Origin of the sequence: Streptomyces sp. T12 (assembly GCF_028736035.1) — a bacterium.
Taxonomy (GTDB): domain Bacteria; phylum Actinomycetota; class Actinomycetes; order Streptomycetales; family Streptomycetaceae; genus Streptomyces.
This window is the reverse complement of record NZ_CP117866.1, coordinates 146746-165674: the sequence shown is the minus strand read 5'-3', so window position 1 is coordinate 165674 and position 18929 is coordinate 146746. Positions and strand designations below refer to the sequence as shown.

At 68.6% G+C, this 18929-nt stretch carries 15 protein-coding genes and 1 pseudogene; 7 read left to right on the top strand and 9 right to left on the bottom strand.

Annotated features, from left to right (window positions below):
* Positions 1 to 270: 270 nt before the first annotated feature.
* Positions 271 to 1167, top strand: coding sequence for a GNAT family N-acetyltransferase (locus PBV52_RS00800; RefSeq protein ID WP_274236296.1), 897 nt, complete (start codon positions 271 to 273; stop codon positions 1165 to 1167).
* 133 nt (positions 1168 to 1300) lie between these two features.
* Entirely contained in the window at positions 1301 to 1627 is a 327-nt protein-coding gene (locus PBV52_RS00795; protein WP_274236295.1) for a hypothetical protein, read from the top strand.
* 294 nt (positions 1628 to 1921) lie between these two features.
* Here the strand turns inward: PBV52_RS00795 and PBV52_RS00790 are convergent, their stop codons facing one another.
* On the bottom strand, positions 1922 to 2710 hold the full coding sequence (locus PBV52_RS00790; RefSeq protein ID WP_274236294.1) for an IS5 family transposase: 789 nt from the start codon (positions 2708 to 2710) through the stop codon (positions 1922 to 1924).
* Positions 2711 to 2875: 165 nt separating this feature from the next.
* Positions 2876 to 3274 (bottom strand): peptidase inhibitor family I36 protein, encoded by a 399-nt coding sequence (locus PBV52_RS00785; RefSeq protein WP_274236293.1) that lies wholly within the window; start codon positions 3272 to 3274, stop codon positions 2876 to 2878.
* A gap of 412 nt (positions 3275 to 3686) precedes the next feature.
* Here PBV52_RS00785 and PBV52_RS00780 point away from each other — a divergent pair, with 412 nt between their 5' ends.
* Complete coding sequence (locus PBV52_RS00780; RefSeq protein WP_274236292.1) at positions 3687 to 7385, top strand: hypothetical protein; 3699 nt, start codon at positions 3687 to 3689, stop codon at positions 7383 to 7385.
* Between the two features lie 237 nt (positions 7386 to 7622).
* Here PBV52_RS00780 and PBV52_RS00775 read toward each other — a convergent pair whose 3' ends face one another.
* Positions 7623 to 8081 (bottom strand): MarR family winged helix-turn-helix transcriptional regulator, encoded by a 459-nt coding sequence (locus PBV52_RS00775; protein WP_274236291.1) that lies wholly within the window; start codon positions 8079 to 8081, stop codon positions 7623 to 7625.
* Between the two features lie 63 nt (positions 8082 to 8144).
* Between PBV52_RS00775 and PBV52_RS00770 the strand changes: the two genes are divergently transcribed.
* The 3 genes from PBV52_RS00770 to PBV52_RS00760 all read left to right on the top strand — a co-directional run bounded on the left by PBV52_RS00770 (position 8145) and on the right by PBV52_RS00760 (position 10646).
* The gene (locus PBV52_RS00770) at positions 8145 to 8513 is read left to right on the top strand and encodes a VOC family protein (RefSeq protein WP_274236290.1); all 369 of its coding nucleotides are present in this window, start codon (positions 8145 to 8147) and stop codon (positions 8511 to 8513) included.
* A gap of 448 nt (positions 8514 to 8961) precedes the next feature.
* On the top strand, positions 8962 to 9366 hold the full coding sequence (locus PBV52_RS00765) for a hypothetical protein (RefSeq protein ID WP_274236289.1): 405 nt from the start codon (positions 8962 to 8964) through the stop codon (positions 9364 to 9366).
* Positions 9367 to 9689: 323 nt separating this feature from the next.
* Positions 9690 to 10646, top strand: a complete 957-nt coding sequence (locus PBV52_RS00760; protein ID WP_274236288.1) for an IS481 family transposase — start codon at positions 9690 to 9692, stop codon at positions 10644 to 10646.
* A gap of 19 nt (positions 10647 to 10665) precedes the next feature.
* Here PBV52_RS00760 and PBV52_RS00755 read toward each other — a convergent pair whose 3' ends face one another.
* Positions 10666 to 11553: a Gfo/Idh/MocA family protein gene (locus tag PBV52_RS00755; RefSeq protein WP_274236287.1), complete on the bottom strand. Its 888-nt coding sequence runs from the start codon at positions 11551 to 11553 to the stop codon at positions 10666 to 10668.
* A 265-nt stretch (positions 11554 to 11818) separates the two neighbouring features.
* Between PBV52_RS00755 and PBV52_RS51555 the strand changes: the two are divergent.
* Positions 11819 to 11908 (top strand): annotated as a pseudogene (locus tag PBV52_RS51555) (ABC transporter ATP-binding protein); the annotation flags it as partial.
* Positions 11909 to 11969: 61 nt separating this feature from the next.
* Here PBV52_RS51555 and PBV52_RS00745 read toward each other — a convergent pair.
* From PBV52_RS00745 to PBV52_RS00725, 5 genes are all read right to left on the bottom strand, one after another.
* Positions 11970 to 14441, bottom strand: a complete 2472-nt coding sequence (locus PBV52_RS00745; RefSeq protein WP_274236285.1) for a CBM35 domain-containing protein — start codon at positions 14439 to 14441, stop codon at positions 11970 to 11972.
* Between the two features lie 82 nt (positions 14442 to 14523).
* The gene (locus tag PBV52_RS00740) at positions 14524 to 15354 is read right to left on the bottom strand and encodes a carbohydrate ABC transporter permease (protein ID WP_274236284.1); all 831 of its coding nucleotides are present in this window, start codon (positions 15352 to 15354) and stop codon (positions 14524 to 14526) included.
* Positions 15351 to 16271, bottom strand: a complete 921-nt coding sequence (locus PBV52_RS00735) for a carbohydrate ABC transporter permease (protein WP_274236283.1) — start codon at positions 16269 to 16271, stop codon at positions 15351 to 15353. Before PBV52_RS00735 ends, PBV52_RS00740 begins: the two co-directional genes overlap by 4 nt.
* Before the next feature lie 2 nt (positions 16272 to 16273).
* Positions 16274 to 17605 carry an ABC transporter substrate-binding protein gene (locus tag PBV52_RS00730; RefSeq protein WP_274236282.1) on the bottom strand — a complete coding sequence of 444 codons (1332 nt, stop codon included), beginning with the start codon at positions 17603 to 17605 and terminating at the stop codon, positions 16274 to 16276.
* 187 nt (positions 17606 to 17792) lie between these two features.
* Complete coding sequence (locus PBV52_RS00725) at positions 17793 to 18830, bottom strand: LacI family DNA-binding transcriptional regulator (protein ID WP_274236281.1); 1038 nt, start codon at positions 18828 to 18830, stop codon at positions 17793 to 17795.
* Positions 18831 to 18929: the final 99 nt, after the last annotated feature.

Genomic DNA, 18929 nt, shown 5'->3' with positions numbered 1-18929 from the left:
GCTTAACCCTCTCCTAAGGCCCACTTAAGTCGCACGGGCTCGTGAGAGCGCTCTCCAACGCTTGGCGGAGCCTCGCTCAAGGCCCGCGGAAAACCCGTGGACGGGCCCGATGAAGAACACGTACTGTGTGGCTCCACGCCCTGAGACGGACGGAAGGAGGCGAGTGCCGTGCGGTTCACACCTTTCCAGCGCTCCCTTCTCCGTTGCCCCGGCGTGTTGCGTCAGATCTGACCGGGAGCGCTCCAAGCAGCCCTTATCCCGGAGGAATCCGTGACCGATCTGGTCATCCGCGCGCTCTCCGCGAGCGACGCCCATCTCTTCGACGCACACCCCGACCCGCTGGGCGCCCGTGAGGGGCACCGGCGGACCCGGTTCCGCCCCGAGTGGAAGCGAGTTGCCCTGCGCGACGGCACGGTCGTCGCTCGCGGCGCCTGGTGGGGCGGCCCCGACGACTCGGAGCCCATCAACATCAACTGGTTCGACGTGGCCGAGGGCGAGGAGGCGGCCGGCGCCGAACTCCTGCGCTCCGCCCCCTGGCAGGTCGAACTCGAGATCAACCTGCCCGGCGGCTGGCGGGACAAGCCCGACCTGAAAGCCGCCGCCGAGACCCGCTTCAGCGCCGCACGTGCGGCCGGCCACGAACTCCTGGTGGAACGCTTCCTGTACCGCTGGACCCCGGAGCACGGCCTGCCCGAGCGGCCCGGACGCCTGCGCTTCAGCGCCGAACCCGATGACGCGGTCTTCTTCGACGCGCTGCGCCGCATCCACTCCGTCACCCTGGACGCCCATTCGCTGCGGGCCATCGAGGAGGGCGGCCTGGACCGGGCCGCCCAGGAGGAGCTCGACTTCTTCCACTGGTGCCCGTCCCCGCGGGAGTGGTGGCAGCTCGCGCACACCCCGGACGGCGACCTCGCCGGCATCCACATCCCGGCACACAACCCCTCCGGCCCGACGATCGGCTTCATCGGAGTCGTCCCGGAACAGCGCGGCCGCGGCTACGCCTACGACCTCCTCGCGGAGTGCACCCACTTCCTCGTCGACCAGGGCGCGGAGGTCGTCACCGGAGCGACGGACCAGGGCAACTTCCCCATGGCCGCGAACTTCGCCAAGGCGGGCTTCCCCGTGGTCAGTGAGCGCATCAACTTCCAAGCTGCGGCCCAGGCATAGCGAGGCGTAGAACCGAGGAGCAGCAGGAGTAGTACAGGGTGGGCGGTCCGGGCCTTCTGCGGTCCGGGCCGCCTGTCAGTGCCGGGTGGCATGCTGGTCGGCGGTGTGATCGACAGCGGGCGACGGAGGCGGCATGGGGTTCGACGGTGGGGTCTGGCAGGTCCGCGGCAGCGACGAGCCGGTCGGGGAGATCCTGATCGACGAGGCCGACTTCCCGTGGCTGTCGGGCCGCTTCACGCCCGGTCCGGGGTACGACGCGGTACGCGCCCTGTTCGCCCGTGAACTGGCCTTGCTGGAGCGGGACTACGACGAGGTCTGGGAGGCCTGGGAGGCGGCCTACGACGAGATCCGAAGACGCGTCTCACTGTCCTCGCCGGACGGCCCGGTCGCCGAGTTCCTGCTGCACATCGAGGGGGACAGGGCCTGGTTCCGATGGAGCGACGAGCCGTTCGAGGCCTAGGCTGGTGGGACGGCCTTCTACTGGACGAAGGGCGACCCAGTACTCGCTCATGGGCCCTGGGTGCACGGAATCGTAGTGCTCCGGGGGACCAGAGGAGGACGTCGCGGCTGGGGTTGTGCCTCGCTCGATGCGGCGGGTGACCCTGCCCTCGACGCCGTCACCTGGCTGCCCGTTGTCCCGTCGGTCGCACCTGATCTGCTGGCTGAGCATCTTCGAGGCTTGTTTGCCACTGGTGTCCCGACGGCGAGAGTTGAGGGGCCCGGAGCTGACGAAGTCGAGGACTGGAGTCCTCAGTCACAGCCACTCGTTGAGCACTGCGATTAGTACGGTCGCTTCGTAGCGGACGGCGAGTTTGTCGTATCTGGTGGCGACCGCGTGGTGGCGTTTGAGCCGGTTGATGCCGCATTCGACCGCGTGCCGCTGCGCGTAGTCGGTCTTGTCGAACTGCGGAGGCCGACCGCCGCGGAAGCCGAGGTTCTGCCGGTTGCGGACGCGGTCCGCAGGGACCGGGATCGTTGCCTTGATGCCACGCCTGCGCAGGTAGGCGCGGTTCCTGCGGGAGTCGTATGCCTTGTCGGCCCGCACTCGGTCCGGTCGCTTGCGTGGCTGGCCCAAGCCCATCCGAGGAATCCCGCCCTGTTCGACCACGAGGTGGATCTTGCTAGTCAGGCCGCCGCGGGACCGTCCGAGCCCGTGGTCGGCCGGCTCGACAAAGATCCCGCCGGGCGGCTCCTTCTGGAGCCCCCTTTGTGCCGCCCCGGCGGCGTGCTGATGCGCCCGGCAGACCGTCGAGTCGACGTTCACCTCCCAGGTGATCAGGCCCTTCGCGTCCGCCTCGGCCTGGAGCCGGGTGACCATTTGTGCCCAGGTCCCGTCTCGCTGCCAGCGCCAGAACAGGTCATAGACCCGGTCCCACGGGCCGTAACGTTCTGGCACGTCCCGCCACGGGGCGCCGGTCCGGGTCCGCCACCGTATGCCGTCTATCAGCTGCCGCCGAGTCCACACCTGCGGACGGCCCATCTTGATGCCCTGCGACAGCAACGGCTCAAGCCGGGCCCACTGGCCGTTCGACCTAGGGGTCACACAGCGCGGCGCCGGCTACTCGCGGCACGCGAGTTACCCCGGCAGGGGCTGGTACCGGGATACGTGGAGTTCGCCTCTTCCGCCGCCGTGATCACGCTGCTGGCGACCATGCTCGGCGTTCGCCCGTCTACGGACGGGCGAACGCCTGCGGCACGGGGCCGGGTGTCAGGAGGCCACCCACTTGTGGGACCTCAGCTTGACGCTCGACCCGTCGCTCTTGGTGTTCCCGCACCAGCCCTTCGCGGCTGGGGCGTAGTAGTTCACGTAATCCGTTTCGTAGTAGAACTTCACAGTCTCGAGGTTGTTGGGGTCCTCGGTGCCGTGGTTGCAGATGGACTTCACCCTGCCGGTGAACTTCTTGTCTCCGGTGAGCCAGTTGGAGTCGTTGCCCAGCCACTTCTGCATGGTCCCGGTGCCGTTGAGGCCCGTGTAAACGCAGATGTATCCGGACGGGCAGTCGTCGTAGGCAGCTGCGGAGCCGACATCGGCTCCCGCGCCACTTGCGGCACCCATAGTGAGGGCGACGGACGCGCCGAGCGCTGCAAGGACGGAACGTGTGCGCATTGGTCCTCTTTTCTGTTTCCGCCTCGTTCGAGGCATGCGGGTCCGCAGCCCGGTTTCAATCTGCGGAGTGAGTGCGTTGTGAGGCTCGGAGGGTTTGCTCCCCCTCGGCTTTGGCTTGGCGGACTGCTCGGCCAGCCGTGATCTCAGCCTTCGGGACCAGGCGATTGTCTGGCAGACCCCCTTCACCACTTCAGACAATCCCGTGGCGGGAACGGCAGGTTCACGTCATGTCGGTGTGCCGACTGGCCCACCTCTGCTGGGATGCATAGCGTCCGACGGGGATGTCGTCGCCAACGGGGGTGTCATGGGGCGTCGGGAGCGACCGCTGGACCCGGCCGAGGGGCCCGTCGCGCGATTCGCGTACGAGTTGAGGAAGTTGCGCCAGGAGGCCGGGGGCATCACCTACCGAGCGATGGCGGACAAGGCGCACTACTCCACCGCGACACTCGCGCAGGCCGCCGCCGGAGACCGGATGCCGTCCCTGGCCGTCACCCTGGCCTACGTGGGGGCCTGCGGCGGCGACCGTGAAGAGTGGGAGCGGCTCTGGCACCGGGCGGCGCACGAGGTGGCCGAGGAGGCCCGCACGGCTGCGAGTGACAGCGAGCCGCCTTACCTCGGCCTGGCCCGCTTCGGCATCGACGACCATGAGCGCTTCTTCGGCCGGGACCGGCTCGCCGAGCAGCTCTCGGAGCTGGTCAGCCGCGAGCATCTGGTCGTGGTGACCGGGCCCTCCGGCAGCGGCAAGTCCTCCCTGCTGCGCGCAGGGCTGATTGCCCGATTGCAGCGGGCTGAGCCTCAGGCCCGGCCCACCTCGATCCGCATTCTCACGCCCGGGCCACATCCGGCGCGTACACATGCCGGCCTCCTCGAGCCGCAGGCGACTCGCGTGGGCACGCTGATCGTGGTGGACCAGTTCGAAGAGGCCTTCACGTTGTGCACCGAGCGCGCCGAGCTGACGCGCTTCCTCGACCTGCTGTGCAGCGCCGCCCAGCCCGAGCACCGCATACGCGTCGTCCTCGCCGTGCGTGCCGACTTCTACGGCCACCTTGCCCGGCACCGCCCGCTCGCCGAGGCCGCCCAGCGCGCCACGCTGCTCCTCGCTCCCATGAGCCCGGAGGAACTGCGTGAGGCGATCGTGAAGCCCGCGGCCCTGGGCGGCCACACCGTGGAGCGCACACTGACCGCCCGGATCGTCCGTGAGATCGCCGACGAGCCCGGCGGCCTGGCGCTGATGTCCCACGCCCTGCTGGAAACCTGGCACCGACGCAAGGGCAGGGCCCTGACCGAGACCGCCTACGACGCTGCCGGCGGCCTCCACGGCGCGATCGCCCACACGGCGGAGGACCTCTACGCACGCCTGACCCCCGACCAAGCCGAATCGGCCCGTCGGATCCTGCTCCGCCTGGTCACGCCCGGGCAGGGAAACCAGGACACCCGCCGCCCGGCCGACCGCGCCGAGGTCACCCTCCTGGGCCCCGGCCCGCAGGACGACGCCGGCCTCGTCCTCGAACGCCTTACCCGCGCCCGCCTGATCACCCTCGACAAGAACACCGTCGACCTCGCCCACGAAGCCGTGCTGACCGCATGGCCCCGACTGCGCGCCTGGATCGAAGAGGACCGTGAACGGCTTCGCGCCCAGCGGCATCTCACCGAAGCAGCCCAGACCTGGGAAGCACTCGGTCGTGACGCGGGCTCCTTGTACCGGGGCGTACGCTTGTCTGCAGCCGAAGCACACTTCCACGGCTTGGACGACGACCTCACCCCGCTGGAACGGGAATTCCTCGCCGCAGGCCTCGCCGCCCGCCACCGCGAACGGCGCGGCCGCCGCTTCCGTACGACCGCGCTGTCGGTCCTCGTGGTGCTCAGCCTTGTAGCGGCTCTCGTAGCCTGGCAGCAGAACCAGGCGAGCGAACGCCGTCGCCTGGAGGCCGAAGCCCGCCGCGCCGCAGGTGTCGCCGACAGCCTGCGCGGGTCCGACCCGATGACGGCCATGCGCCTCAGCCTCGCCGCCTGGCGCGTCGCCGACCTTCCCGAAACCCGGTCCGCACTGTTCGGCGCGATGACGCAGAAGAACCAGGACACGTTCGTCGACCCCGACGGAGACGCGGACACCATGCGCTATCTGAGCGCCGACGGACAGACACTGGTCAGTCTCGGCTCGGATCAGGTGGTCGTCCGCGACGTCCGGACCGGCAAACGCAAAGAGACGTTGCCGGGGCTGGGCGACGGATCGCAGGACACGGGCGTGATGCTGGCCGATGCCCGCTGGCTGCCCAGGTTCCTCGGCGAATCGCGCAGAGGAGAGCCGCGGAAGGTCGCGCTGTGGGACCTCGCGACAGGCCGGCAGGACGGTCCCGCCTTGGGGCGCGCCGCGTACGGGGTCGAGATGGGCGCGAGCGGACGGCACCTCATGGTCTACGACGAGGATGGCGACTCCGCCCACGTGGTGCAGATCTGGGACGTGCAGCGGCGGCGGGTTCTGCTGGAGGTACGAAAGGCGAGGGAGGACCTGGCAGAAGACAATTCCGAAAGGCAGCCGTCCGGTGAGGCCCAGCATCAGCGCAACGGGAGGGGGTTCAGTTCCCTGAGCCTGCCCGACGGGGCAATGAGCCGGGACGGTCGACTCTTCGCGCTCTGTGTGCCAGGCGAACCGCTGGAGATATGGGATGTCGTCAAGCGGAGCCGCTTGGACGCGCCCTGGGCACCGAAAATGTCGAAGTATCAGTGCAGCAACGAGATCTTCGAATTCTCCCCGGATGGGGAAAAGGTGGCTGTAGCAGGAGAGGCAATTCAAGTCTGGGACATAGCCTCCGGGCGGGCGGCCATCGCAGATGTCGAAGACCAAACCGGAACACAGGAACTGCAGTTCAGTGATGACGGCAGATTCCTGGCCACCGTGAAAGGACGTGAAATTCTGCTCTTTAGGATGGCGAGTTCTTCCGGGGCAGTTTTCCACTACCCGATATCAGGGGAAACGGCCCGCAATCTCAGACTCGACCTCGACCGCGGGCTGATCCGCTACATCGGAGGGCCGGAAGAGGGCTGGGGATCCACCGTCCGCTCCGTCGACGTGGGCCGTGCCATCTCCCCCGACTGGATCAGGTCCGGCTTTGATGAAGCACTGTTGAGCCCGGACGGTCGGGTGCTGGTGACTGCCCGGACGGACAAGCACCGGAAGCGGATCCAGTACCGGGTGCACGACAGGAAGACTGGGGAAACCGTCCGACCCGAAGGCGCGGACATGCCCTGTCGGATTTCGACAGGGCCCCTGCAGGGTCTGTCCTGCGTACCCCTCATGGCATTCAGCAGCGACGGAAAGCTGCTTGCCTTCGGTGCCGGTCGGAGTGATCGGACACGAATGTATTTATGGAATGTTGCGCAACGCCGGATGGAATCCCGGATTAATTTTGAGCCACCGGACAGTGTTCCGGTGCAGGATATGCATTTCACCTTTGGTGAGAGATCGCTCATACTGTCGAACGGTGACATATGGGTCTGGGACATCCGGAAGCGTGCCGTCAGGAAACTCCTGTCCCGGGCTGCGGCCGGTATCACGCCGCGCCCCGATGGACGTCTGATCGTCACAAACGAAGGCAAGGTGCTCGAATTTCCGTCAGGCAGGGCACATTTGCGTGCGCAGAATCCCGGAACCGGATTCGTGGCTTTTAGTGCCGACAGTAAATTGTTGGCCGCAGAAGCCCCCGACGGAATCGTCCTGTGGGACGGCCGCGTCAGGCGGCGCCTCGGCGTGCTGCCGACACCGGAAGGCGCCTACTCCGCCGTGAGAGCGATGGCCTTCTCGCCCGACGGCACCGTTCTCGCCGCAGCTCACGGCGACGGCTCCTTGCAGCTCTGGAACACCACCTCGCACCAGCCCATCGGCGGCCTCCTCCCCACGCCCGGGGACGAGATCGTGTCACTCGCCTTCAGTGCCGATGGCCGTACCCTGTACGCGGCCGGAAGCCATGTCCAAAACCAGAAGTACGACATCGACCCAGCCCACGTGGCTGAGTCAGTGTGCGGCCGTGTCGGCAAGGGAATGTCACAAGGGGAATGGCAGGACCTTCTCCCGAATGTTCCCTATCGGCAGACCTGTCCGGGCAGTAGCTGACCGAGCGTCCCACCCTTTGACGCTGTCGGACCTTTCCCCGCCCGCCTGGACTCAGCGGAGCGGGATTTGAAGGACGAAAGCAGAAGCGCCTCAAGTCGATCGAGACGAAGGCAGATTCAGAGCTCATTGCAGTAGAGGGTGTAGTCGGGGTCTGTCGGTTTTCGAGGTCGCCGACACGGATTTCAGGCTCGGCTGCACTCCTGTCCGAGCGCGACGAGACGTGCGCCGCGGAACGAGCTATGCACCCTCGTTGTCACCGCGCAGGGAATGGATCATGTTCTGCAGGATCCGGAACGCGTCTGACTGCTCGGTCTGGGTCAGGCCGGCCAGCATTCTGGCCTCGACGGACCGGACGGCTGCGCTCGCCTTCTCGAGGCTTCGTCGGCCGCGAGGCGTGAGCCGCGTGGGAAGCACCTTCCCGACGGGTGCCTCCGCAGGCCTGGCCACGTAGCCGTCTCGTTCCAGGGCCTGGAGCAGCACGTTCATCGTCTGCCGTGTCACGAACGCGCCCCGCGCGAGCTCGGAGTTCGACAAGCCCGGTCGTTGCGCCAGCAGCTCGAGGCAGGAGTAGTGCGTCACGCTCATCCCGAGCGGCCGCAGCACTTCCTCCATGGCCGTGCGGAGGGCGCTCGACGCTTCTTTGAGCAGGTAGCCCAGTGACGTCTCCAGGTTGACGCCGACACCTTCCTGACTCATGTCAGTATTCTGACATAGGTTGATGCATGTCAGAAAACTGACACGAAAGCAGGGAGCGTCATCATGCCCGCCACCGGCCCCGACTTCATCTCGCTCCAAGTACGCGACCTCGACGCTTCGCAGGCGTTCTACGAGCAGTACCTGGGCCTCGTCCGCTCGTCGGCCGGACCTCCGCACGCCGTCGTCTTCGAGACGAAGCCGATCGCGTTCGCACTCCGCGACGTCATTCCCGGCACCGACCTCGCATCCGTCGCTCAGCCCGGCATCGGTGCCGCGATCTGGCTCCACGCCACCGACGTCCAGGCCATCCACGACGCGCTCGTCGCCGACGGCCACACCATCGTCTCCGCACCGATCGACGGCCCCTTCGGCCGGAGCTTCACCTTCGCGGACCCCGACGGCTACCAGGTCACGCTCCACGACCGCGCTTGATCGACCAAACGCCACCGGACGATCATCAGCTGTTGCGTCCCCCGCCTCCGGCTGAACCTCGCGAAGGGAAGCACGGTCGACTTCCACGTCACGGCCAAAGCCTCGTCTCCAGGGGTTTACGAGTGGACGGCAGAAATCAACATCGAAGACATGCTTCCTGACGACGGTGACCACTGCTGGCAACACCCAGACGACCCGTCGTGCTGAGCCCCACCGGGAGGGGGCCACACTCGCCACCCATGCCGGCCTGCCCCCCGACGGACAGCCGTGCACCGCGAAGCTGCCTCGCGAACGGCCGGGTCTCAGGCACCAAGCGGTTGGACCTCTCGTCCTTGGCCGAGCGTGAGATGCCGACTCGCGGGGAAGGGCAAGGTGAAGTTGGTGCGCGATTGCGGGTGTTGACCTGCCCGGATGGGCGCCATGCCGGGATTCTTGTCGAGGGGCGGACGTGGGGCGGTTCACGCGGAGCGCAGCGGACGGCGACAGCGACGGCGCCTGGAGGCCATGGCTCGAGCACGCGGCTGGGGTCGGGGAAGCCGACTTCGACCGGGCAGAGTTGGTCGACGGCTATGCGGTGCTGCGGTGGCAGACCGGTGTGGGCGGAGTCGGGCTGGTGCACTCGCTGATCGATGGCAATGCCAGCCCTCAGACGGTCACCCGAGCTCTGCTCCGGCGTCACGGCGAGCGTCTTGCTGACCGGTACGCGTGTGTGGCGGCGGCGCAGACCAGCACTCAGGTGACACAGCCGTATGTCCCCCAGCTCCTTGCCTTCGACGTCGACGGGGCCGGCAAGCAGTACGAGACGACGTGGGCACAGCTGGCGGCGGTGCTTGGGCAGCCGGCGCCGTACTGATTTCACACGGTGCGCGACCGCGACGCGATCGCCGCCTGGCGGCCGGGCGTACCGCCGGCGGTCGTGCCCGCACGCGACATCGTCACCCCCGTCACTGCGCTCGTCGAGCTTGCCGCCGATGAGCCTGATGGCTCCCCCTCACTTCGCCAACTGGGCCGCTCGGATGCCCACTGCAGCACTCAATTTCAGGGCCGCGACCAGCACTTTCGCAACAGGCCCTAGGTGTATTGATCACGAGCGTTGTTAACGCTGGCCGGGCTTGATCATGGCGAAGACCTCCGGTGTGGTGGAGCTGTCTAGGACTGCACCGCACGGAGGTCTTCATGTCCCACCGTAATGCCCGGCTGACCGTTCATGGCAGGCGGCTGCTGGTCGAACGTGTCTGCGCCGGTCGCCCGGTCGCCCATGTCGCAGCCGAGATGGGCATCTCCCGCGTCACGGCCCATAAGTGGATCCGCCGCTGGCGGGCCGAGGGCGAGCAGGGGCTGCACGACCGCTCCAGCCGGCCGATGACGACACCGCACCGCACGGCGGCCGCAGTCGAAGCCCGAGTGTGCCGACTGCGCCAGGACCGTAAGCTCGGTCCCGCCCGTCTCGGCCCGATCCTGGGCCTGCCCGCCTCGACCGTGCACCGTGTCCTGGCCCGGCACGGCCTGAACCGGCTGGCGTTCATGGACCGGCCCACCGGGCAGGTCATCCGCCGCTACGAACGCGCCCGCCCCGGCGAGCTGGTCCACGTCGACGTCAAGAAGCTCGGCCGGATCCCGGACGGCGGCGGCCACAAGACGCTGGGCCGTCAGGCCGGCCGGGCCACCCGCAGCGGCATGGGGTTCGACTACATCCATTCCGCCGTCGACGATCACTCCCGCCTCGCCTACAGCGAGATCCACCCCGACGAGAAGGTCGCCACCTGCGCGGGCTTCCTCACCCGCGCGGCCGCGTTCTTCCACGCGCACGGCATCACCCGCATCGAGCGCGTACTCACCGACAACGCCTGGGCCTACCGCAAGGGCCTGGCCTGGAAACACGCCCTCGCCCAGATCGGCGCCACCGGCAAACTGACCCGCATCTACCGGCCCCAGACCAACGGCAAGGTCGAACGCTTCCACCGCACCCTGCTCGAGGAATGGGCCTACCAGCGGCCCTACACCAGCAACGACGACCGCACCGCAGCCCTCGACAACTTCCTGCACACCTACAACCACCACCGCTGCCACACCGCACTCGGCGGCCAGCCACCCATCACCCGCGTCAACAACCCTGCGGGTCAATACACCTAGGCCCTGTCCGGCCGCGCCGTCACGCGCCGTCGTTCAACAGTGCTTCGGCCGCCGCCAGAATCTCGGTGACCCGCAGTGCGAACGCCGCGTCGCACGCGTGTGCGCGCCCGGTGCGGGAGGCGGCCAGCAGGGCGTCCCCGGCTCGGATCAGGGCGGACACCGCGCTGTCGGCGCTCTCCGGCAGCAGCGTCACTCCGGCCGAGCCCCGCAGCTCCACCGTTGCCCCCGCTGCCGCGGGCGGCGCCGTGAGGCTCAGGACAAGCGTGCTCGACGCGCCGCTGACGTGCTCGAGGACCAGATGGACGGTGTCGCCGGGCCCGTGCGCGGCGGCCGTCACGCGCCGGGCGTCACCCAGGATCGGCAGCAGCACGGACAGGGCATGGGGACCCACGTCCCACAGCGCGCCCTTCTCCCGCCGCCACGGCGAGGCGGCGAACGGGTTGCCGTCACCGCTGAACACGGCGCCGAGCCACTGCGCCCGCCCCGTGAACCAGCCGTCCACGGCCGCCTGTTCGGTGATCCACGCCTCGGTCTCCGACTGGAAACGGGCGGTGAAGAACACGACCGAGGCCACACCGGCCTCCTCGACGGCCTCGACGACCGCCCGCCCCTCCCGCACCGTCAGCGCGAGCGGCTTGTCCAGCAGCAGATGGCAGCCCGCCCTCGCGGCCCGCACCGCCAGGTCGGCCTGGACGGCCGGCGGCAGGGCGACGGCGACGGCGTCCACATCGGCGAGCAGCGCGTCCACGTCGTCGTAGGCACGCACGCCGTAGCTGTCGGCCAACTCCTTCGCGGCGGCCGTACGACGGCCCCATACTCCCGCGAAGTCCAGTTCGCCGTGCCGGCTCAGGGCGGGAGCGTAGGCCATCTGGGCCCACGGGCCGGTGCCGAGCAGTCCGATGCGCATGCCGCCGCCTCTCACCGTGCTGGTCGAGGGTGAGCGTGCCACACCAACCGGGAGGCCGCGCAAGCGGATGGACGGACGGACCGCCGAACTCGGCACCGCGGATTCAGTGGTGCCGTCGCTGAATGCGTTCTCTTTCTTCCATTGGACCTCTCGCGTCCGGACAGCCAGGCTGGAGTCGGTCCGGTACGGCCGTGATCCGCGGCCCGCCCGCCCGTCGGCCCGCCCGCCGGACGACCACGTTTTCCGCGCGACAGCCGAAAGAGGCGACGGCGGGATCCAGGAGATCGGCACGCACGAGGAACTCCTGCGCCGGAACGGGGCGTACACCGCACTGCACAGCGGGCAGGCCGCCTGACACCCTCCACCTCGCGCCCGGCCTCGTACCGAGTCGGTACGAGGCCGGGGGAGCGGCCGGACTACGGGCGGTCGACGACTCGGCCCAGTTCGATGCGGTCGATGTTCGGTGCCCACGCCGTCGCGTTGCCGAACGTCACCTTGTTGGAGCCCTTCTGCAGGTCGACGGGGACGCCGAGCGTCCAGTAGTCGTCCGAGCTCCAGGTGTTCTTGAAGGTGACCTTCACCGGCGTCGCGTCCCCCAAGGTGATGTCCGCCGTACGGGACATGATGTCCGTGTTGTAGGCGTGGCCGTTGTCGCGCCGGTCGTTGTGCGCGTAGTGGACGACCAGCAGATAGCGGCCGGAGCTGGGCGCCCGTACCGTGAACTCGGCGGTGCTGGACGGGTTGTTGCCGAGCTTGCCGATGAAGGAGCCGGCGGAGGCGTACGGCGAGTCGACGAGTTCGGCCCCGCCCGCGAGGGTGGCCGCAGCCGCCTCGTAGGAGAGCGTGCCGGACGTCGATCCGTCGCCCGAGACGTCGAGGGAGCGGACCAAGGCGTGCGCCGCCGTCACCGCGACGCGGTTGTTGCCGGCCACCAGGTAGAGCCGCAGGGCGCGTCCGGGCGCCGCCGTCACCGCCTCGCCGTGCAGCGCAAGCCGCACCGGGGCCGAGGCCCGCGGCACCACCGTGTAGTAGCCGTCACGCGGGGCGTAGACGTCGAACACCGCCTTGTCCCCCGAGCGCAGGACGAGCGAGCCGGTGCCCACCCCGGTCGACGACGAGTAGTCGTACGACGGCTTCCCGCTGATGTCCGCCAGCGTGGCCTCGTACGACGCGGAGGCCGCGCCCGCGCGGGCGGTCAGGTCGACGCGGTCGAGGGTGACCTCGGCGTCGCCCTTCGCGAGCGTGAGGACATGGGTGCCTGCGGACAGCCGCAGAGTGACGTCCTGCTTGGCGCGGTAGGTCCAGTTCTCCGTGGAGGGATAGGTCACCGTGACCGGGGTTCCTCCGTCCACGGACAGCTTCTGCGTGGCGGGGGTGCCGGACTGGTTGCCGTACAGGATCGCCAGGTCGTAGGTCCCTTCGCGCGGCACCGTGACCGTGAAGTCCACCTTGCTGGCGGCCTGGTTGAGGGAGCCTACGTCCTTGGTGCCGGAGGCCGCGTAGCCGTTGGCGTTCTCGACGGTGCCCTGCGTATAGACCTTGCCGTCGGTGATGGCGGCGGCCTCGGCCTCGTACGACGCCGACCAGGGGACGGCGGCGGGGGAGGGGGTGCCCGTACCGCCGGGGGTGAGGACGACCCGGTAGGCGGACATCTTGTGCATGCCGCGCAGCGGTACCGTCACCGAACCGTCGTCGGCGACCCGCACCTTCGTACGGGTGAGGACGCGAGGCGTGGCGTGCTGCCCTTCGTAGCCGGACCAGGCGGCCTCGGCGACGGTCGCGGTGACCGTACGGCCGAAGAGGGAGCGGTCGACGCCCCGCACCACGACGTCGGAGTCGCCGGCGGAGCCGCCGAGCAGGACCTGGGCCTGGCGGCGGGAGGTGTCCAGCGAGGCCAGGCCCTGAAGGGTGTCGATGGTGTCGGGCTGCGGCGGCGTCACCTTGACGGTGTCGCCGGTCATCCCGGCGTACCAGCGGAAGAACCACCAGCCGCCGTTGGGGATGTTGGAGCGCACGACCTGGCCGCTGAGGTTGCCGGCCGCGTCCCAGTACGCCATGTTCGCGTACACCTTGTTCCGCTCGAACATCGAGACCCACTGCACGAGTTGGCCCGGAACGGACAGGTCGCGCCGGTTTGCGTACTCGTCAATGTTGATCTTCAGGGGGGCGATGCCCAACTCCCGTTCCAGCGAACGGTAGTTGTCGTAGTGCGCCTGGAAGTCGCGCAGCGATCCGGAGCCCAGCTCGTGCCAGGTCATCACCTGCGGCAGGACGTTCTCCCGCTTGGCGAAGGCGAGGAAGTCCTTCAACAGGCGGGAGTGATAGACGGCTTCGTTCGGGCCCGCGATCCTCGCGTCCGGGTCGATCGCGCGGATGCGCTGGTAGACCGTCTTCCAGTCCTTGAAGAACCGGTCCCGGTTGGCCTCGTACTGGGCCTGGTCGGCGACGCCGAGCTTGTACCAGATCTGGTCGGGCTCGTTGAACGGGATGTAGACGAACCGCTCGCTGTTCGGGTCCGCCGCCACCTCCTTGGCGATCTTGTCGACCTTGGGGAGGTAGTCGTCGATGCCGAGATCCTCGTACGGCCACTTGGCGTAGATGTCCTGCATCATCACGTTGATCTCGCCGCCGCCGTTGCGGAAGAACGACTTCGAGACGGTGAGCGCGTCGCCGTTGGGATGCTGGGCGCCGCCCTCCGGCTTCTGCGAGATGCTGGTGACCTTCAGGGGTTCCAACGCGGCGTCGCTGGGCACCCCGTCGTCGCTGAGCCCGTACAGCGCGCCGTTGGCGCCCAGCATCACCGGGCCCTCGGAGGCGGCGAGGTCGACGGTGAGGCGCTGGGGGTCGGCGGCGGCTGCGGACCCGGTCGCGGGCAAGGTGGCTGCCATGGCGGCTACTCCAAGTGCGGCTGCTAGCAAGGCGGTGCGGGATCTCGTGCGGGTGGGGGCGATCACGCTGCTGGACCTCCGGTCACTTGACGGCTCCACTGGTGATTCCGGACACGATCTTTCGCTGGCCGACGAGGAACACGGCGACCATGGGCAGGCTCATCACCACGACGTACGCGAAGACGAGATGCCAGTTGTTGAGGTAGAGCTGGGCGCTGGCGACCTGGTAGAGGTTCAGCGGGAGGGTGGCCCGCTCGCCGCCGCCGAGGACGAAGAAGGCGTAGAAGACGTCGCTCCAGGCGTAGAGCATCACCATGATCGTCGCGGTGGCGATCACCGGGCGCAGCAGCGGCAGGATGATCCGCCAGAAGATCCGCGCCGGTGCCGCCCCGTCCATCCGGGCCGCCTCCTCCAACTCCAGCGGAATGGCACGGATGAAGCCGGTCATGAAGAAGATCGACGTCGACAGGTACATGCCGGTGTAGACGGCGATCATGCCGGGCCGGGTGTTCGCCAGGCCCAGCTGCCGCAGCTCCATCACGATGGTGATGACCGCGGGCGGCAGCAGCAGCCCGCTGATGCAGAGCGCGTACGCCGTCGACACCAGCTTCGACTTGCGGCGCGCGAAGACCCAGGCGGCGCCCGCCCCGAGGAGCAGGACGAGGACGACCGAGGGCACCACGACCAGCAGGGAGTTGAAGAAGCCGCGCAGCATCTCGCCCTGGCTGACCGCGTCGGCGTAGTTGCCGGCGGGCTGCCAGTGGTGCGGCAGATCCAGGTTGGGCTCGATGGCCTCCGCCTGCGGCTTGGCGGAGGTGACGGCGACCAGCCACAGCGGCACGCCGACGGCGAGACCGGCGAGCAGCAGGACGAGGGCGGGGCGGCCGTAGCGCCATGCGGCGGACGGGTTCACAGCAGCTGCTCCCTTCGCCGCAACCCGACGACCAGCGGAATCGCCACCGCGACCACGACCAGGAAGAGGACGAGGCTCATCGCGGAGGCCTGGGCGTACAGGCCCTGTCCGAAGATCCGGAACATGTAGATGTTGAAGACCTCCGTGGCGGCCGCGGGCCCGCCGCCGGTCGTGGCCTGCACGATGTCGAAGGTGTTCATCGAGCCGATCAGCGCGGTGGTGACGTTGAAGGTGACGGCCGGCGCGAGCATCGGCCAGCGCACCGACCAGAAGGTCCGCCACGGTCCGGCGCCGTCCATCCGCGCCGCTTCGAGCATGTCGCCCGGAATGCCCTTGAGCCCGGCCAGGTAGATCAACATGGACAGGCCCATCCACTTCCAGCCGTGGATGAGGGTGACGACGACCAGGGTCCAGGTGGTCGAGCCCAGCCATGGAACGTCCGTCCCGAGCACGGAGTTGACGGCTCCGTCCTGGTCGAGCAGGGCCTGGAAGACGTAACCGGTGGCGAGCGCCGAGATCAGCACCGGCAGGAAGAACACCGCGCGGAAGAACCGGTTGAAGCGGCTGTCGGCCTCCAGGAGGAGCGCGAGTCCGAGCCCGAAGCCGTTCTGGAACAGCGCCGCCAGCAGGGCGTACAGCAGGGTCGTGCGGATCGCGCGGAGCAGCGAGCCGTCGTCGGCGATGGTCTTGAAGTTGTCCAGGCCCGTGAAGGCGATGTCCGCGTGGTACGAGGACCAGTTGGTGAACGGGTAGTAGAAGTTCAGCAGGTTGGGCACCAGGAAGAAGCCCGCGAAGACGACGATCGCGGGGAGCGCGAACCACCAGGGGTGGTGCACGGCCGCCCGTGGCAACCGTCCCACCTTCTTCGGCGCGCCCGTCACGGGGGCGGGCTTGGCATGTACGACTGTGTGAGCCATCGTCAGAACCCGGGCGCGCCCTGGGCCTTGGCCACCTGCGCGAACTGATCCTGGATCGCCTGGGCGACCTGCTGCGGGTTCTTCTTGTCGAAGATCATGTCGGCGAGGTAGAGGTGCGTGTCCGGGGCGACGATCGCCTTGGCCTGGAAGACACCGATGGCGGTGGGCAGGGCCGCGACCTGGGCCTTGGACGTCTGCGGCAGCCCGTCGGGGGTGGGCACGGACGGCTGCACGGACGGGATCTTCATCGCCTTGATGTAGTCGGCGTAGTCCGGGCCGAGCCAGAAGGCGAGGAACTGCCGGGCGGCGTTCTGCCGCTTGTCGTCACCGGTCTTGAAGGCCACCACACCATTGGTCTGGTCAGGCGAGTACATGCCGGTGGCCGAGGAGTTGGCGATCGGGAACCAGCCGATCTTCTTGTCGATCTCGGCGGTGGAGTACTTGGCCTGCAACTGGCTCTGGAAGGAGGTGACGTTGAGGACCATGCCGGCCTCGCCCTTCCACAGCGCGTCGGCCTGTCCGGTGAAGGTGCCGGTGCGGTAGTTCTTCTGGGCGAGCCCGGCGTCGAGCAGCTTCTCCTTGTACTTCTTGATCGCGCCGACCACGACCGGGTCGGTCCACTTCTCCTGGTTCTTGTTGAGCCCGTCCCACCACTGCTGGTCGAGGTCGGTGAGCTGGACCTGCATCTGCCACTGCAGGGGCCACTTGTCGCCGCCGGCCTCGTAGAAGGCGGCGGCGTCCGACTTGTCGACCACCTTGTGGCCGAGCGCCAGCAGCTCGTCGTAGGACTTGGGGAAGTCCTTCTCGCTCAGCCCGGCCTGCTTGAAGACGTCCTTGTTGTAGTAGACGCCGAGCATGGCGGGGCTGGTGACGATCGCCGCGTACCGCTTGCCGTCGATCATGCCGAGCGACTTCTCGGTGTCGCCGAGCTTGGCCTCCCACGGCTCACCGTCGAGGGTGAGGAGGTTCTGCTTCGGCTGGATGAACGGCAGCGTGGAGATGGACGGCTGCCAGAACATCAGGTCCGGACGGTCGCCGGAGGCCAGCTTCGTCGGCACGTTCTGCTCGTACAGGTCCGGGATCGCCTGGGTCTGAACCGTCGCGCCGGTGGCCTTCTCGAAGGCGTCGATGACCTGCTGGGGGGCGTTGACCGTGTTCTGCGCGGTCCACATCGTCAGCTTCACGCCGTCCAGGCGGGCGGTCGGATCGACCGCGGCCTGCTTCCCGTCCGCCGCGGAGTCGCCGGAAGAGCCGGCCGTCGGGTCGCTGCACGCGGTGGCGGCGAGGCCGATGGCGCATATCAGCGCCAGGGCGGGGAGAGCTCTTGTCTTCATCACGTGCCTTTCGCGAACGGGTGGTTCAGGAAGCAGGAATCAGAACAGCGGTGCTCGTGCGGAGCGTTCAGGGGCCGCGCGGTGTGGTCGGGGATCGTTCGGTGCGGTCAGAGATGGTGCGGAACGGTCAGGGATGGTGCGGTGCGGTCAGGGATGGTGCGGTGCGGTCCGGGATCGTGCGGCGCGTTCAGACGGCGGCGGGCGGCGGTCCCGAACTCTCCCGGACCACCAGCTCCGGTACGGAGACGGGATGCGGGGCGATCTGAGCCGCCTCCTCCAGCACCCCGTGCAGCAGGGCGAACGCGGCCCTTCCCAGGCCGGTGAAGTCCAGGCGCACCGTCGTCAGCGACGGGGTCAGAAAGGCGGAATGCGGGGCGTCGTCGAACCCGGCCACGCTGACGTCGCCGGGGACGGAACGGCCGGCCTCGTGCAGGGCGCGCAGTACCCCGAGCGCGAGGTCGTCGTTGCCGCACAGGATGGCGGTGACGGCCGGGTTCGACGCCAGCTTCGAGCCGGCCGCGTGGCCGCCAGCAGGGCCCCAACTGCCTTGTACGGGGCGGGGTTCGGGGGCCCCCGCCTCCTTCAGTGCCTGCCGCCAGCCGCTGGTACGGGCGCTGGTGCGCCGGGTGCTGGACGGGATGGCGACGTAGTGCACCGTCTCGTGGCCCAGGGAGAGCAGGTGGCGGGTCGCCTCGTAGGCGGCCTCGTGGTCGTCGGTCCACACCCAGGGGCGGTCGCCGCCGGGCGGGCTCGCCGGGGTCTCGACCACGCCGACGACCGGGAGTTCGGCGGGGACGGCGCTCAGCGCCCGCACACCCGCCGGATCGTAGGCGATCACGATCAGTCCGCCGCCCGCGTCCGCCGCCCGCTGCACCTCGGCGGCGACGGCGGCTTCGTCCGCCGATTCCAGTACGCCGATCCCGACCGCGTAGGAAGCCGCCCGGGCGGACTCCTCGATGCCCTGGAGGATGGAGGCGTAGCCGTAGTGGGTGGTGTTCGCGGTGAGCACGGTCACGGCCCTGCTGCGTCCGCTGGCCAGGGCGAGCGCGGTGGCGTTGCGCCGGAAGCCCAGTTCGTCGATGGCGGCGAGCACCCGGTCCCGGGTGGTCGGCTTGACGCTGGGATGGCCGTTGATCACCCGGGAGACGGTCTGGTACGAGACGCCGGCGGCGGTCGCGACGTCCCTGATGCTCGCCGGGCGACTTGTGTGACCGGTCACATTCATGCCAGGATTGTGACCGGTCACATCAGGAACGTCAAGAGACCGTAACGAGGGATTCACGCGGCTGACGCGACCGTCTCCTGCTGCGGTACGGGCAGGCGG